This is a genomic window from Stenotrophomonas sp. VV52, from assembly GCF_002893095.1.
In the GTDB taxonomy this organism is placed as follows: domain Bacteria; phylum Pseudomonadota; class Gammaproteobacteria; order Xanthomonadales; family Xanthomonadaceae; genus Stenotrophomonas; species Stenotrophomonas aracearum.
In genome coordinates, this window is record NZ_PKQQ01000001.1 from 279,870 (window position 1) to 293,540 (window position 13,671).

General features: G+C 68.1%; 13 protein-coding genes. 9 read left to right on the forward strand and 4 right to left on the reverse strand.

The features are described from left to right. Nucleotides 1–79 precede the first annotated feature (79 nt). The 3 genes from C2U58_RS03760 (at nucleotide 80) to C2U58_RS03770 (ending at nucleotide 3,959) form a co-directional block, all read left to right on the forward strand. The gene (locus C2U58_RS03760; RefSeq protein ID WP_102945006.1) at nucleotides 80–850 is read left to right on the forward strand and encodes an RNA methyltransferase; all 771 of its coding nucleotides are present in this window, start codon (nucleotides 80–82) and stop codon (nucleotides 848–850) included. Between the two features lie 62 nt (nucleotides 851–912). Beyond that, nucleotides 913–1,836 (forward strand): phosphate/phosphite/phosphonate ABC transporter substrate-binding protein, encoded by a 924-nt coding sequence (locus C2U58_RS03765; RefSeq protein ID WP_172448084.1) that lies wholly within the window; start codon nucleotides 913–915, stop codon nucleotides 1,834–1,836. Beyond that, on the forward strand, nucleotides 1,833–3,959 hold the full coding sequence (locus tag C2U58_RS03770; protein ID WP_070209425.1) for an EAL domain-containing protein: 2,127 nt from the start codon (nucleotides 1,833–1,835) through the stop codon (nucleotides 3,957–3,959). The genes C2U58_RS03765 and C2U58_RS03770 overlap by 4 nt, the downstream gene beginning before the upstream one ends. Before the next feature lie 52 nt (nucleotides 3,960–4,011). Here C2U58_RS03770 and epmB read toward each other — a convergent pair whose 3' ends face one another. After that, nucleotides 4,012–5,016, reverse strand: a complete 1,005-nt coding sequence (gene epmB, locus C2U58_RS03775; RefSeq protein ID WP_102944602.1) for an EF-P beta-lysylation protein EpmB — start codon at nucleotides 5,014–5,016, stop codon at nucleotides 4,012–4,014. 93 nt (nucleotides 5,017–5,109) lie between these two features. Here epmB and efp point away from each other — a divergent pair, with 93 nt between their 5' ends. From efp to C2U58_RS03800, 5 genes are all read left to right on the forward strand, one after another. Next, nucleotides 5,110–5,679, forward strand: coding sequence for an elongation factor P (efp, locus tag C2U58_RS03780; protein ID WP_070209427.1), 570 nt, complete (start codon nucleotides 5,110–5,112; stop codon nucleotides 5,677–5,679). A gap of 143 nt (nucleotides 5,680–5,822) precedes the next feature. Beyond that, nucleotides 5,823–7,163 carry a TRZ/ATZ family hydrolase gene (locus C2U58_RS03785; protein ID WP_102944603.1) on the forward strand — a complete coding sequence of 447 codons (1,341 nt, stop codon included), beginning with the start codon at nucleotides 5,823–5,825 and terminating at the stop codon, nucleotides 7,161–7,163. Nucleotides 7,164–7,179: 16 nt separating this feature from the next. Continuing rightward, entirely contained in the window at nucleotides 7,180–7,911 is a 732-nt protein-coding gene (gene ubiG / locus C2U58_RS03790) for a bifunctional 2-polyprenyl-6-hydroxyphenol methylase/3-demethylubiquinol 3-O-methyltransferase UbiG (protein ID WP_102944604.1), read from the forward strand. A 1-nt stretch (nucleotide 7,912) separates the two neighbouring features. Beyond that, nucleotides 7,913–8,605: a phosphoglycolate phosphatase gene (locus C2U58_RS03795; protein ID WP_253256666.1), complete on the forward strand. Its 693-nt coding sequence runs from the start codon at nucleotides 7,913–7,915 to the stop codon at nucleotides 8,603–8,605. Then, nucleotides 8,602–9,309 carry a squalene/phytoene synthase family protein gene (locus C2U58_RS03800; RefSeq protein ID WP_102944606.1) on the forward strand — a complete coding sequence of 236 codons (708 nt, stop codon included), beginning with the start codon at nucleotides 8,602–8,604 and terminating at the stop codon, nucleotides 9,307–9,309. The genes C2U58_RS03795 and C2U58_RS03800 overlap by 4 nt, the downstream gene beginning before the upstream one ends. 222 nt (nucleotides 9,310–9,531) lie before the next feature. Here C2U58_RS03800 and C2U58_RS03805 read toward each other — a convergent pair whose 3' ends face one another. From C2U58_RS03805 to yidD, 3 genes are read right to left on the reverse strand one after another with little or no spacing between them, the layout of a single operon-like run. Beyond that, nucleotides 9,532–10,377: a M23 family metallopeptidase gene (locus C2U58_RS03805; RefSeq protein ID WP_172448065.1), complete on the reverse strand. Its 846-nt coding sequence runs from the start codon at nucleotides 10,375–10,377 to the stop codon at nucleotides 9,532–9,534. Then, the gene (locus C2U58_RS03810; RefSeq protein ID WP_102944607.1) at nucleotides 10,377–11,723 is read right to left on the reverse strand and encodes a dihydroorotase; all 1,347 of its coding nucleotides are present in this window, start codon (nucleotides 11,721–11,723) and stop codon (nucleotides 10,377–10,379) included. Before C2U58_RS03810 ends, C2U58_RS03805 begins: the two co-directional genes overlap by 1 nt. A gap of 1 nt (nucleotide 11,724) precedes the next feature. Then, nucleotides 11,725–11,979 (reverse strand): membrane protein insertion efficiency factor YidD, encoded by a 255-nt coding sequence (gene yidD, locus C2U58_RS03815; RefSeq protein ID WP_070209637.1) that lies wholly within the window; start codon nucleotides 11,977–11,979, stop codon nucleotides 11,725–11,727. A 248-nt stretch (nucleotides 11,980–12,227) separates the two neighbouring features. Here yidD and dksA point away from each other — a divergent pair, with 248 nt between their 5' ends. Beyond that, nucleotides 12,228–13,418: an RNA polymerase-binding protein DksA gene (dksA, locus tag C2U58_RS03820; RefSeq protein ID WP_102944608.1), complete on the forward strand. Its 1,191-nt coding sequence runs from the start codon at nucleotides 12,228–12,230 to the stop codon at nucleotides 13,416–13,418. The last annotated feature ends 253 nt before the right edge of the window (nucleotides 13,419–13,671 follow it).

Genomic DNA, 13,671 nt, shown 5'->3' on the forward strand with positions numbered 1-13,671 from the left:
GGGAAAAGAGCGGTTCCGGCGCAAAGGCCGGTCGCACAGTTTACCATTTGTGACTGTCCTGCTCGCGTTTGGCCTGTTCATGTCCGCACATTCCGTTCAATCCCGCATCCGATTCGTCCTCGTGGGCACCCAGCACCCCGGCAACATGGGCGCCGCCGCCCGTGCCATGAAGACCATGGGACTGGGCCGGCTGGTGCTGGTCGCGCCTGAAAAACCGCTGGACGAAGAGGCCTTCCGCCGCTCGGCCGGCGCCGAGGACGTGCTCGGCGACGCCCCCGTGGTCGCCACCCTCGCCGAAGCCGTCGCCGACTGCCGGCTGGTGCTGGGCTGCACCGCGCGTGCCCGTCGGGTCCAGCTGGAGGAACTGCTGCCGGCCGTGGCCGCCCAGCGCGGCCTGGCCAAGGCCGCCGAGGAAGAAGGCGAGGTGGCCTTCGTGTTCGGCCGCGAGCGCACCGGCCTGACCAACGAGGAACTGCAGCTGTGCCACCTGGCCGTGCACATTCCCTCCAACCCGGAGTTCAGCTCGCTGAACCTGGCCGCTGCCGTGCAGGTGCTCGCCTACGAACTGCGCATGGCCAGCCTCGGCGGGGTCGAAGCCGCCGCCCCGGCCGATCCTGAACACCGTGAGCAGCCGGCCAGCCATGCCCAGGTCGAGGGCCTGTTCGGCCAGCTCGGCCAGACCCTGGACGAGATCGACTTCCACAAGGGCCGCGCCCCGGACTCGGCGATGCGCAAGCTGCGCCGCCTGTTCCTGCGCTCGGAACTCAGTGAACAGGAAGTGCGGCTGCTGCGCGGCATCCTTGCCGACGCCCAGCGGATGGCCCGCCTGGCCAACGCCAAGCCCGAATGACCTGACGCACGTCTCACTTTTTCGGGTAGGCTGTGGCCATTCCTTGGGGGGAGCGAATGGGATTGCCGGTACTGCGATGGCTGTTGCAGGGAGGTCTGCTGTGTCTGGGCATCGTTGCGATGACCGGAACTGCGGCCGCCGGCCCTGACAACGTCCTCGTACTGGGTCGGATCAGCGACAATCCCAAGTCACACTATGCGCAACTGCAACCCCTGCTCGACTACGTCGTCCCGCGCATGCGCGACGTCGGCATCACCGAAGGCCGCATCCTGATGGCACCGGATGCGCAGCAGATGGCCAGTTACCTGTGCCGTGGCCGGGTCGACTGGGTCACGGAGACCGCCGGCACCGCCGTAGCGCTGGGCCTGCGCAGCGGCGCCCAGCCCCTGCTGCTCACCGAACGCAGCGGCGTACGCGACTACCAGACCGTGTTCTTCGTGCGCCGCGAGAGTCCGATCACCTCGCTGGCCGACCTCAAGGGCCACACCCTGGCCCTGCAGAACGTGGCCTCCACCAGCGCCTACCTGGTGCCGGTGATGACCCTGTTGCAGAACGGACTGACCCCGGAGATCCTGTTGTCCGCGCGCGACGCGGCCGCACCGGACACCGTGGGCTACGTGTTCGCGCGCTCGGAGGCGAACATCGCCACCTACGTGCACAAGGGAGTGGTCGACGCCGGTGCCGTGAGCAGCGTCGACTGGACGGACGAACACCGCATCCCGGCCACGTTCCGGCGGGATTTCCGCGTCATCCTCCGCACCGAGCCGTACCCGCGTGCGGTGGAAGTGGTGCGTTCGGGGCTGGACCCCAAGGTGCGCGACCGGTTGCAGCAGGTGTTGCTGGATGCCGCCTCGGATCCGCAGGCGCAGGACGCGCTGGAAAAGTTTTTTGGTACGTCCGGGTTCCATCGGGTCGATGCGCAGATGCAGCACCGTTTGGATGAATTGAAACAGGGTCTTACACGCGTGCGGATGGAAGTGGAATGAGGCCGTTGGGTTCCGGAATGCAGTCCCGTTTCGTGTTGGCGATGGGCGGGGCGATGGTGGTGGTGGTGGCGATCGTGGCCGTGGTGCTGGGGCGCCAGGCGGCGATGCAGGATGAGGTCAAGAGCCTCAGCGGCAGCGTCATCCATGAGCTGTTCGACCGCAGCGTGCGCAGCCGGGGCGAGGCCCTGGCGCGCGAGCTGTCCGACGCGCTGGCCAATCCGCTCTATTACAACGACCTGGCCCAGGTCGGTGCGCTGGTGCGCAACACCTCGCGGCAGCAGGTGGTGCGCTATGTGCTGGTCTTCGACGAAGACGGCAAGCTGATCCACGACGGCAGCACCGAAGTGATCGACTTCGGCAAGACCATGCAGGACCCGCTGGCACCCGGTGCGGTGGCCGCGCGCAAGCTGGTGGTTCAGGAATCGCCCAAGGTGCTCGACAACGCCATGCCGATCATGGTCGGCAACCAGCGCATCGGCGGGGTCCGCGTCGGCATGGCGCTGGACGACGTGCAGGCGATGGAGCAGCGTGCCAACACCACCCTGGGCGAGCGCCTGCAGCAGGTCGGCAAGCGCCACCTGGGCTGGCTGCTGCTGATGCTCGGGCTGCTGCTGGTGATCGGTGCGATGGTCATCGTCTACGTGCAGCGCACCCTGGTCGCCCCGATCCGCGGCCTGGCCGCAGCGGCGCGCCAGATCGAGGCTGGCGACTACCGCCCGCAGCTCAGCCACAACAGCCGCCAGGACGAAGTGGGCGAGCTGGTCCGCGCTTTCGGCCGGATGAGCGAAGCGATTGCCCGGCATGACCGCGAAGTGCGGCACATGGCCTACACCGACGCCCTGACCGGGCTGACCAACCGGCTGGCGTTCCGCGAGGCGCTGGACCACCGGCTGATGGCCGCGCGTGCCTCCGGGCACCGCCTCGGCCTGCTGTTCGCGGACATGGACGACTTCAAGCGGGTCAACGACACGTTGGGCCACGAGGCCGGCGACGAAGCGCTGCTGCAGTTCGCGCAGCGGATCAGTGCTGCGGTGGCGCAGGCCGGGGGCGATGAAGCGCTGCTGGCGCGGTTCGGTGGCGACGAGTTCGTGATCCTGATCGGCGACGGCGACGTCGCCGCCGGGGCACGCCAGCTGGCCGAACTGCTGGTGCGCGAACTGAGCAAGCCGCTGGTGGTGCAGGGCAGGGAGCTGTTCCTGGGGACCTCGATCGGCGTGACCCTGTTCCCCGACGATGCCGCTGACGCCACCACCCTGCTGAAGAATGGCGACATCGCCATGTACCAGGCCAAGGTCGCCGGCAAGAACTGTTACCGCTACTACAGCCGGGCCATGGACCACGCGGTGGAGCGCCGCGTGCACATGGAGCAGGAGCTGCGCGGCGCGTGGGAGCGCGGCGAGCTGCGCCTGGTCTACCAGCCGATCTTCCGCACCCGCGACCGCCGCATGGTCGGGGTGGAAGTACTGCTGCGCTGGCAGCACCCGACCCTGGGCACCATTCCGCCGTCGGTGTTCATCGAAGTGGCCGAGCAGAGCGGGCTGATCGAAGTGATCGGGCCCAAGGTGCTGCGCGCAGCCTGCATGGAGGCGGTGCAGTGGCCGCATTCGGTCGACGGCGAAGGGATGTTCGTCTCGGTCAACGTGTCGCCGCGCCAGCTGCGCGGTGGCGAATTGCCCGCGCTGGTGGCCGACTGCCTGCGCGACACCGGCCTACCGGCCTCGCGGCTGCACCTGGAGCTGACCGAAACGGCGGTGATCGGCGATGAAATGCTGGCCGCAGCGCTGCTGGACAAGCTGCACCGCACCGGCGTGAAGGTCTGGCTGGACGACTTCGGCACCGGCTTCTCCGGCCTGAGCCACCTGCGCCAGGTGCCGGTGGACGGGGTCAAGATCGACAAGAGCTTCGTCGCCGACATGCAGCGCGACCCCGACGACCTGGCCCTGACCACGGCGATCATCGCCATGGCGCATGCATTGGGCATCACGGTCGTGGCCGAAGGCATCGAACAGGAAGTGCAGTTCGACCTGCTGAGCCAGCGCGGATGTGATTTGGCGCAGGGGTATTGGCTGAGCGTGCCGATCACCGCCACCGAGGTCGTGGAGATGATTGAATCCGGGCGGTAAACGCCCGTAATCGGTGTAACCGCCAACGGCGGTTACCTACGCAAACGCCCCGTCATACGGGGCGTTTGCTGGCATCCCCGGAAATCTCCCGCACCAATTTCGGCACCAGGTATCCCGACAACCGCACAGTCAATTGCGCATGCAGCGCCTTGGCGGTGTCATCGTCCACTTCGAAATGCGCCACGCCCTGTACCCGGTCCACCTGGTACAGGTAATACGGCAGCACGCCCGCCGCAAAACTGCGTTCGCTCAGGTCCTGCAGCGCCTGCAGCGAATCATTCACCCCGCGCAGCAGCACCGCTTGGTTGAGCAGGGTGGCGCCGGCACCGCGCAGGCGCGCCATCGCCGCGTCCACCGAACCATCAAATTCATTGGCGTGGTTGGCGTGGATCACGAACGCCACCGGCCACGGCAGCCCGGCGATCCACTGCGCCAGCTCGTCATCGACGCGCTCAGGCAGCACCACCGGCAGGCGGCTGTGGATGCGCAGCCGGCGCAGGTGCGGAATCTGCTTCAGCGCCTGGGTCAGCTCGACCAGCTTGTGGGTGGCCAGCGACAGCGGGTCGCCGCCGGACAGGATCACCTCGTCGATACCTGGGTCATGTGCGATGGCGTCCACCGCCTCGCGCCAGCCCTCGCGGGCCGCGTTCTCGGTGCCATAGTCGAAATGGCGGCGGAAGCAGTAGCGGCAGTTGATCGCGCAGCTGCCGGTGGTCACCAGCAGGGCCCGGCCGTGGTACTTCTGGATCACCCCGGTGGCCTTGCGCGCCAGCCCGTCGCCCACCGCGTCCAGGGTGAAGCCGGGCGCATGCTGCAGCTCGTCGGTCACCGGCAGCACCTGGCGCAGCAGCGGGTCATGGCGGTCGCCCTTGCGCATCCGGGAAATGAAGCCCTGCGGCACCCGCACCGCGAACTGTGCGGCAGCCTCGCCGGAGATCGGCAGCGCGTCCGGGTCCAGCCCCAACTGTTCCAGCAGGGCCCGCGGGTCGCGGACCGCCTCGCGCCACAGCTGCTGCCAGCGGACGGGGGTGGGCAGGGGCGTGGCGGAAAGCTGCATGGAATGGGGGCCTGCGGTTATCATAGGGAAAGCCTTTCCATTCTATCCGGCTCGCCGCGCCCGCGCGGCGTTTGCCCATTCAGGAGTTTCAGCATGGCCACTGTTGGCATGAACGACGTCAAGAACGGGATGAAGATCCTGGTCAACAATGAACCGGCGGTCATCACCGAGACCGAGTACGTCAAGCCGGGCAAGGGCCAAGCCTTCACCCGCATGAAGTACCGCTTCATCAAGTCGGGCCGCGTGGTCGAAATGACCATGAAGGCGACCGATGACGTGGAGAAGGCCGACGTTGTCGACACCAACATGAACTACATGTACACCGACGGCGAGTACTGGCACTTCATGGACCCGGAGTCCTTCGAGCAGGTCCAGGCCACCAAGGCCGGCATGGGCGGCGCCGACAAGTGGCTGAAGGGCGAAGAGTCCTGCATCGTCACCCTGTGGAACGGCGAGCCGATCTTCGTGCAGCCGCCGAACTTCGTGGAACTGAAGATCACCGAAACCGACCCGGGCGTCCGTGGCGACACCTCCGGCGGCGGCGGCAAGCCGGCCACCCTGGAAACCGGCGCCGTGGTCCGCGTGCCGCTGTTCGTCAACCAGGATGAAATCATCAAGGTCGACACCCGCTCGGGCGAATACTCCGCACGCGCTGCGAAGTAATTCGACCGACGGTCGAATTACGGGTAGCGCCGGCCGCTGGCCGGCCCACGGATCGCCTGGGCCGGCCAACGGCCGGCGCTACCCACCCCGAACAACCGCGGTGATTCGCATTGCCGGATCGCCGAGATCCCAAGCGAGCCCGCATGACCGACACCCCCCGCATTCCCGAACCCTGTGACCTGCTGATCGAAGCCGGCTACGTGGTCCCGATCGAACCGCATGCGGTGGTGCTGGAAGACCATGCCGTGGCCGTGCGCGGCAGCGAAATCGTCGCGATCCTGCCCCGTGCCGAGGCCCGTTCGCGCTTCGCCCCGAAGCAGACCGTCTCGCGCCCGGACGCGGCGCTGATGCCCGGCCTGGTCAACGCGCACACCCACAACCCGATGACCCTGCTGCGCGGCGTTGCCGACGACCTGCCGCTGATGGTGTGGCTGCAGCAGCATATCTGGCCGGTGGAAGCGGCGGTGATCGGCCCCGAATTCGTCGCCGACGGCACCACCCTGGCTATTGCCGAAATGCTGCGCGGTGGCACCACCTGCGCCAACGAAAACTACTTCTTCGCCGACGTCCAGGCCGCCGTGTACAAGCAGCACGGGTTCCGTGCGCTGGTCGGCGCGGTGATCATCGATTTCCCGACCGCCTGGGCCAAGAGCGACGACGAGTACTTCGCCAAGGCCGGCGAACTGCACGACCAGTGGCGCAACGACCCGCTGATCGGCACCTCGTTCGCCCCGCACGCGCCGTACACCGTCAACGACGCCAACTTCGAACGCGTGCGCATGCTGTCCGACCAGCTGGACATGCAGGTGCACCTGCACACGCATGAAACCGCGCAGGAGATCAGCGACTCGATCAAGCTGCACGGCCAGCGCCCGCTGGCGCGCCTGGACCGCCTGGGCCTGGTCAACGACCGCCTGATCGCGGTGCACATGACCCAGTTGACCGAAGCGGAAATCCACCTGTGCGCCGAGCGCGGCGTCAGCGTGGTGCATTGCCCCGAATCCAACCTGAAGCTGGCGTCGGGCTTCTGCCCGGCCTGCGCGTTGCAGCGCGCCGGGGTCAACCTGGCGATCGGCACCGACGGCTGCGCCAGCAACAACGACCTGGACATGTTCAGCGAGAACCGCACCGCGGCGATCCTGGCCAAGGCCGTGGCCAACGACGCCACCGCGCTGGACGCGGCGACCACGCTGCGCGCGGCCACCCTGGGTGGCGCCCGCGCGCTGGGCTTCGGCGACCGCATCGGCTCGATCGAAGTGGGCAAGCAGGCCGACCTGGTCTGCGTGGACCTCTCGGCGCTGGAAACCCAGCCGCTGCACCACGTGCTTTCGCAGCTGGTGTACGCCGCCGGCCGCCACCAGGTCAGCGACGTGTGGATCGCCGGGCAGCCCAAGCTGGTCCAGCGCGAGCTGGTCGGCATGGACACTGCCGCCCTCGTGGCCAACGCCCGCCAGTGGCGCGAGCGCATCCGCCACGTCCGCTAAACGTTTGAGGACCCCCATGAACGCTCCCCACGCTTCCACCAATTTCGACCAGGCCGAACTGGACAAGTTCGCCGCGCTCGCCAACCGCTGGTGGGACGCCGACGGCCCGCAGAAGCCGCTGCATGCGCTCAACCCGGTGCGCCTGAAGTACGTGGCCGACCGCGCACCGCTGCGCGGCGCGCGCGTGCTCGACATCGGCTGCGGTGGCGGCCTGCTCAGCGAGGCGCTGGCCCAGGCTGGTGCCGACGTGACCGCCATCGACCTGGCTCCCGAGCTGGTCAAGGTGGCGCGCCTGCACGGGCTGGAGTCGGGCGTGAGCGTGGACTACCGCGTGCAGGCTGCGGAAGACCTGGCCGCCGAACAGCCCGGCAGTTTCGACGTGGTCACCTGCATGGAAATGCTGGAGCACGTGCCGGACCCGGGCGCGATCATCGCCGCCTGCCACCGCCTGCTCAAGCCCGGCGGCCAGCTGTTCCTGTCCACCATCAACCGCACCCCGGCCGCGTTCGCGGTGGCCATCGTCGGCGCGGAGTACGTGGCGCGCCTGCTGCCCAAGGGCACGCACCATTACCAGGACTTCATCAAGCCGGCCGAGCTGGGCAGGTGGCTGCGCGAGGCCGACTTCAATCTGCGCGATGTCAGCGGCATGGCCTACGAGCCGTGGCGCAACCGCGCGCGCTTGAGCTCGCGGACCGACATCAACTACCTGGCCCATGCGGTCAAGCCGGAAGACCGCGCCGGTGTCTGAGATTGACCCGACCGCTGCGGCATTTCCTGCCGCCGTCCTGTTCGACCTCGACGGCACGCTGCTCGACAGTGCGCCGGACATGCTGGCCACCGCCAACGCCATGCTGGACGCGCGCGGTCGCGCGCCGATCACGCTGGACGCACTGCGCCCGGTGGTGTCCAAAGGCGCCCGGGCCATGGTCTCGGTCGCATTCCCCGAGCTGGAGCAGGCACCACGCGATGCGCTGATTCCCGAATTCCTGCAGCGCTATGAAGCATTGATCGGCCAGCACGCGGTGCTGTTCGAAGGCGTGGCCGGCATGCTGGACGCGCTGGAAGCCGCTGGCTGCGTGTGGGGCATCGTCACCAACAAGCCCGAATACCTGGCACGGCTGATCCTGCCGCAGCTGGGCTGGGAAACGCGCTGCGCGGTGCTGATCGGCGGCGACACCCTGGCCCAGCGCAAGCCGCACCCGCTGCCGCTGCTGGCCGCCGCCGAGCGCATGCAGATCGACCCGGCCACCTGCATCTACGTCGGCGACGACGAGCGCGACATCGTCGCCGCCAACGCCGCCGGCATGGCCTCGGTAGCCGCGCTGTGGGGCTACCGCCTCGACGAAGACAATCCGCTGGCCTGGGGCGCCGAGGTCATGGTCGAACAGCCTGCCGAGCTGCAGCACGCGCGCGCCTGGCCGGCGGCAAGGAACCCGCAATGACCACCTCCACCGCCCTCGACAGCTTCCTCGACAAATGGCGCACCCGCTGGCCGGAATGGCAGGTCGCCGAACCGTTCGTGCCCGAAGCCCAGCGCACGCTGGTGGTGGCCTGGTTCTCGCTGCTGCAGGAATTCGACGACATCCTCAACACCAGCGGCGACCCGATGCCGGCCGACGCCAAGCTGGCGTGGTGGGGCGAGGAACTGCGCAGCTGGTCCGCGCAGCGCTCGCGGCATCCGCTGGGGCGGATGCTCGAGCCGGTACGCGCACCGTGGGCGGAACTGGCGCAGGCATTGCCGGACCTGATCGAAGCCCGTGCGGTGCCGGTCGACCCGGCCCAGGCGCAACGCGCGCTGCAGGCCTATGGCGCGGCGGTGGCGGCGGTGGAAGCAGTGATGTTCGACACCCCCGCGCGTGGCGATGTCGCCACCCCGGTGGTGCTGCAGACCCTGGCCCAGCGCCTGCACGAAGCCGGCGTGGCCGCCGTGCCGCGTTCGCTGCTGGCCGACGACGACGGCAATGCCACCCATCGCTGGGGCCAGCAGCTGCTGCGGAACTGGCCGGCCCGCGTCGCCGGCCCGCGTCCGCGCCGCCTGTACGCCTCGCTCGCGCGCACCCGCCAGCAGGCGTGGTCGCAGGGGCAGGAGCTCAAAGCGACGCCCGTGAGGACGCTGCTGCGCACTTGGTGGGCAGCACGGGGGTAACGCGACATCCGTTCATGCGTGCAATCGCACGCATCGCCGGTAGGGTCGCATCCCGATCGACCGCCGATGCCTGTGCATCGTTCTGTTGGGGCATGACCTCTGATCGGAACGCGCCCTTCGGTTTGGGTCATGCGTTCGTCGCACCGATCACCGTTATCGGCGGCCGTTTGGGAACCGGCCCTACCGGCGACCCGTCGACGACGTATCGGATGGGGCGCGGCGTCACCGGTTGCGCTCCAGCACCAACAGCGGATCAATCCGCGTGTCGAACCAGTTCATGCCCCAATGCAGGTGCGGGCCGGTGGCACGGCCGGTGGCGCCGACGGCGGCGATCACCTGGCCCTGTTCGACCCGGTCGCCCACCTTCACGTCGATCCGCGACAGGTGCAGGAAGTTCGAGCTGATCCCGAACCCGTGGTCGAGCAGCAAGGTGCCGCCGGTCAGGTAAAGATCCGGGCCGGCAAACGTCACCACACCGGCAGCCGGCGCCTTCACCGGCGTACCGGTCGGCACCGCGATATCCATGCCCGAATGCCCCGAACCGGGCTGGCCGTTGTACACCCGCGCATTGCCGAAGCGACCGCTGATCCGTCCCTGCACCGGCCAGATGAAGGCCTGCGCGAAATCGGTGCGGTTGTCGTCGCGCGCACGCGCGGCGGTGACCTGTGCCTGTTCGCGCTTGATCCGTTCGGCAATGGCCGGCGGCGGGTTCACGGTCTTGGGCGGCACGCCGTTGACGCGCTCCACTGGCCAGTCGCGCGGGGTCACCGCGATGCTCACCGTTTCGCTGCCGCCATCGGGGCGCTGCACCTGCACCTGCAGCGGTCCCTGCGCGTCGCGGCCGATCCCGAACACCACGCTGCCATAGCCGCTCACCCGCAGCGTGCGCCCGTCATAGCGGACCACGCTGCCGGCCGGCACCTTGCCGATCACCATCGCACCCTGCGAAGCGCTGGCCGGGAACACCACGCGCGCATCGGCCTGGGCCTCGGCGGGCGAGGGCAGCAGGCCGAGCGTTGCGATCGGGGCCAGGGCCAGCAGGCCCAGGCCCAGTACGCGTGCCCGCATCAGCGGTCGTAGCTCATGCGCTGGCCGTTCGGCGCGCCCACCAGCTGGGTGCCGTCCCAGGCCAGCTGGCCGTTGACCCAGGTCGAGGCGATCCGCGAGCGGAAGGTCATGCCCTCGAACGGGGACCAGCCGCACTTGGAGAGCACGTCTTCGCGCTTCACGGTGAACGGCACGTCTTCCACCAGCACCAGGTCGGCCCAGTAGCCTTCGCGCAGGTAGCCGCGCTGGCTCACGTCGAACAGCTGGGCCGGGGCGTGCGCGAACTTCTGCACCACCTGGGTGATCTCCAGCTTGCCCTCATGCACCAGTTCCAGTGCCGCCACCAGCGCGTACTGCACCAGCGGCAGGCCCGACGGCGCCTGCGGGTACGGCTTCTGCTTCTCTTCCCAGGTGTGCGGGGCGTGGTCGGTGGCGAGCACGTCGATCACGTCCTCGGCCACCGCGCGGGTCAGCGCCTCGCGGTCGCTGGCTTCCTTGATCGCCGGGTTGCACTTGATCAGGTTGCCCAGCCGCGCGTAGTCGCTGCGGTCGAAGCGCAGGAAGTGGATGCAGGTTTCGGCGGTGATCTGCTTGCGGCTGCCGTCGGCGCGCACCAGCGGGCCCTTCTCGAACAGCGACAGCTCGTCGGCGGTGGAAATGTGCAGCACGTGCAGGCGGGTGCCGTGCTTCTTCGCCAGCGAAACGGCCAGCACCGACGACTTCAGGCAGGCCTCGCGCGAACGGATGTCCGGGTGCTGCTCCGCGCTCAGCGCATCGCCGTACTTCTCGGCGTACACCTTGGCGTTGGCGTCGATCATCGGCGTGTCTTCGCAGTGCGTGATGATCGGGGTCGGCGCGAACTTGAAGATCGCGTCCAGCGTCTCCGGGTTGTCGACCAGCATGTTGCCGGTGGAGGCGCCCATGAACACCTTGACGCCCGGCGTGGTCAGCGGGTCGATCAGTTTGACGTCTTCCAGGTTGTCGTTGCTGGCGCCCATGTAGAAGCCGTAGTTGGCGCGCGCACGGCCAGCCGCGGAGTCGTACTTGGCCTGCAGGGCCGCCGCGTTGAGGGTCGGCGGGTTGGTGTTGGGCATGTCCATGAAGCTGGTCAGGCCCCCGGCCACGGCCGCGGCCGACTCGGTGGCGATGTCGCCCTTGTGGGTCAGGCCCGGTTCGCGGAAGTGGACCTGGTCGTCGATCATCCCGGGCAGCAGCCAGCGCCCGGCCGCGTCGACCACCTGGTCGCCGCCCTGCGGCTGCAGGCCGGTGCCGATCTGCGCGATGCGGCCGTTTTCGATGCGCAGGTCGCCGTTGAAGACGCGGCCTTCGTTGACCATGCGGGCGTTGACGATGAGCGTGGAGGGCATTTCAGTGTTTTCCTGTGCAGCGGCAATCGGCGTGCGCGGTGCGCGGCGGCACCTCGTCCACGCCACCGGGATGGAAGGGATGGCAGCGCCCCAGCCGGCGCGCGGCCAGCCAGCTGCCGCGCGCGGGACCATGCGTGGCGATGGCCTGCATGGCGTATTCAGAACAACTGGGCACGAACCGGCAGCGCGGCCCGAGCAGGGGGCTGATGAAGCGCTTGTAGAAGCGCAACAGGGCGATGAGCAGGTGGGAGATCACCCCCCAATCTTAGAGCAGTTGGCATGAAGGCCGCATTTGTCGCAGGATGGGGTGTTGGACCCGTCCGCGCGCAGGCGCGGCGGGCCGCCCCGGCGCCATCGCCGGGTCAGGTTCCGAACTGCGCAGCTCGGGAACCCGCGCCATGCTCCAGGCCTGAACGGAGCGGGTGAAGAGGTTGCTGCTGCTGGTCGGGTAGGCTATAAAGGCCCGCTTTCCCGGGCCCCGGGGAAACCAAGGAAGAGCGTTTCGTGGCTGCTAAAAAAATTGCAAAGAAGGCCGTCAAGGCCGCCAAGAAAACCGCCAAGCCCGTTGTAAAGAAGTTGGCGGCCAAGCCTGTTGCCAAAAAACCGGCGGCCAAGCCGGCATCTGCGAAAAAGTCGGCCGCCAAGGCGCCGGCCAAGGCGGTGAAGAAGGCCGTTGCCAAGAAGCCGGTCGCCAAGGCGCCGGTCAAGAAGGCAGCGCCGAAGCCTGTTGCCAAGCCGGCAGCAAAAAAGGCCGTCGCCAAGACCACGGCAGCCAAAAAGCCGGTCGCAAAGACCCCGGTGAAAAAGGCCGCCGCACCCGCCAGCAAGACCACGGCCAAGAAAACGACCCCACCGGCGGCCAAGTCCGCGCCGGTGAAAAAGGCGGCTGCCAAGCCTGCACCGGCCAAGCCGGCCAGCAAGCCTGCCGCCACCAAGCCGGCTGCCAAGCCGGTTGCAGCACCCGTAGTGAAGTCCGCACCGAAGCCGGCATCGCCGGCCCCGGCCAAGTCTGTCCCGGCCAAGGCCGCGGCCAAGCCTGCTCCTGCCCCGGCCGCCGCGCCGAAGCCAGTAGCGGCCGCCCCCGCCCCGAAGGCCCCGCAAAACAAGAATCCCGTGCCCGTTTCGAAATCGCCTGCAAAAACTCCCGTGAAAACCGAATCCGCTCCCAAGCCCGTGTCGCGTCCGGTTGGCAAGGTCGCCGTGGCCGTCGCCGCCCGTTCGGCCGCACCGGCCCCGCGCACCAAGGTGAAAGTGGTGGAATACAAGACCGACGAGGCCACTGGCCGTCCGATCCTGCCGGCCGGCTACAAGCCGAGCGCGGAAGAGGAGTACATGAGCGCGCTGCAGCTGGAGTATTTCCGCCAGCGCCTGCAGAACTGGCGCAATGAACTGGTCGAGGAATCCAAGCAGACCATCGCCAACCTGCAGGAAGAAGTGCGTGACATCGGCGACGAAGCCGAGCGCGCCACCCGCGAGACCGAAAACTCGCTGGAACTGCGCACCCGCGACCGTTACCGCAAACTGATCGGCAAGATCAACAGCACGCTCAAGCGCCTGGAAGACGGCGACTACGGTTTCTGTGTCGACACCGGCGAAGAAATCGGCCTGGACCGCCTCGAAGCGCGTTTGACCGCCGAACGCACCATCGACGCCCAGGAACGTTGGGAACACCTGCAGAAGCAGCAGGGCGACTGATAGTTGCGCTGAGCTGATGCATACAGGAAACCCGGCCTTGGCCGGGTTTTTTGTTGTTCGCCAAGAGCAGCGTCTCAGTGCTACGTGCAGGGGCGGCCGCCGGGCAGCCCCGCTCCGGGACACGCCGTGAATACGTCCATGTAGGCTGCTAGAAAACATCCATGTTTTCTAGCGTCCCTCCGGGGGCTACCCGGCGGCCGCCCCCGTACATGGTCGCGAGGCGGTGAGAAAGAGCAGCCGGGCAGAGCCCGGC

Bases quoted from the DNA above. Each gene is read 5' to 3' on its own strand.
- C2U58_RS03760 (WP_102945006.1), top strand. From the start codon at position 80: ATGTCCGCACATTCCGTTCAATCCCGCATCCGATTCGTCCTCGTGGGC.
- C2U58_RS03770 (WP_070209425.1), top strand. From the start codon at position 1,833: ATGAGGCCGTTGGGTTCCGGAATGCAGTCCCGTTTCGTGTTGGCGATG.
- epmB (WP_102944602.1), bottom strand. From the start codon at position 5,016: ATGCAGCTTTCCGCCACGCCCCTGCCCACCCCCGTCCGCTGGCAGCAG.
- efp (WP_070209427.1), top strand. From the start codon at position 5,110: ATGGCCACTGTTGGCATGAACGACGTCAAGAACGGGATGAAGATCCTG.
- C2U58_RS03785 (WP_102944603.1), top strand. From the start codon at position 5,823: ATGACCGACACCCCCCGCATTCCCGAACCCTGTGACCTGCTGATCGAA.
- ubiG (WP_102944604.1), top strand. From the start codon at position 7,180: ATGAACGCTCCCCACGCTTCCACCAATTTCGACCAGGCCGAACTGGAC.
- C2U58_RS03800 (WP_102944606.1), top strand. From the start codon at position 8,602: ATGACCACCTCCACCGCCCTCGACAGCTTCCTCGACAAATGGCGCACC.
- C2U58_RS03805 (WP_172448065.1), bottom strand. From the start codon at position 10,377: ATGCGGGCACGCGTACTGGGCCTGGGCCTGCTGGCCCTGGCCCCGATC.
- C2U58_RS03810 (WP_102944607.1), bottom strand. From the start codon at position 11,723: ATGCCCTCCACGCTCATCGTCAACGCCCGCATGGTCAACGAAGGCCGC.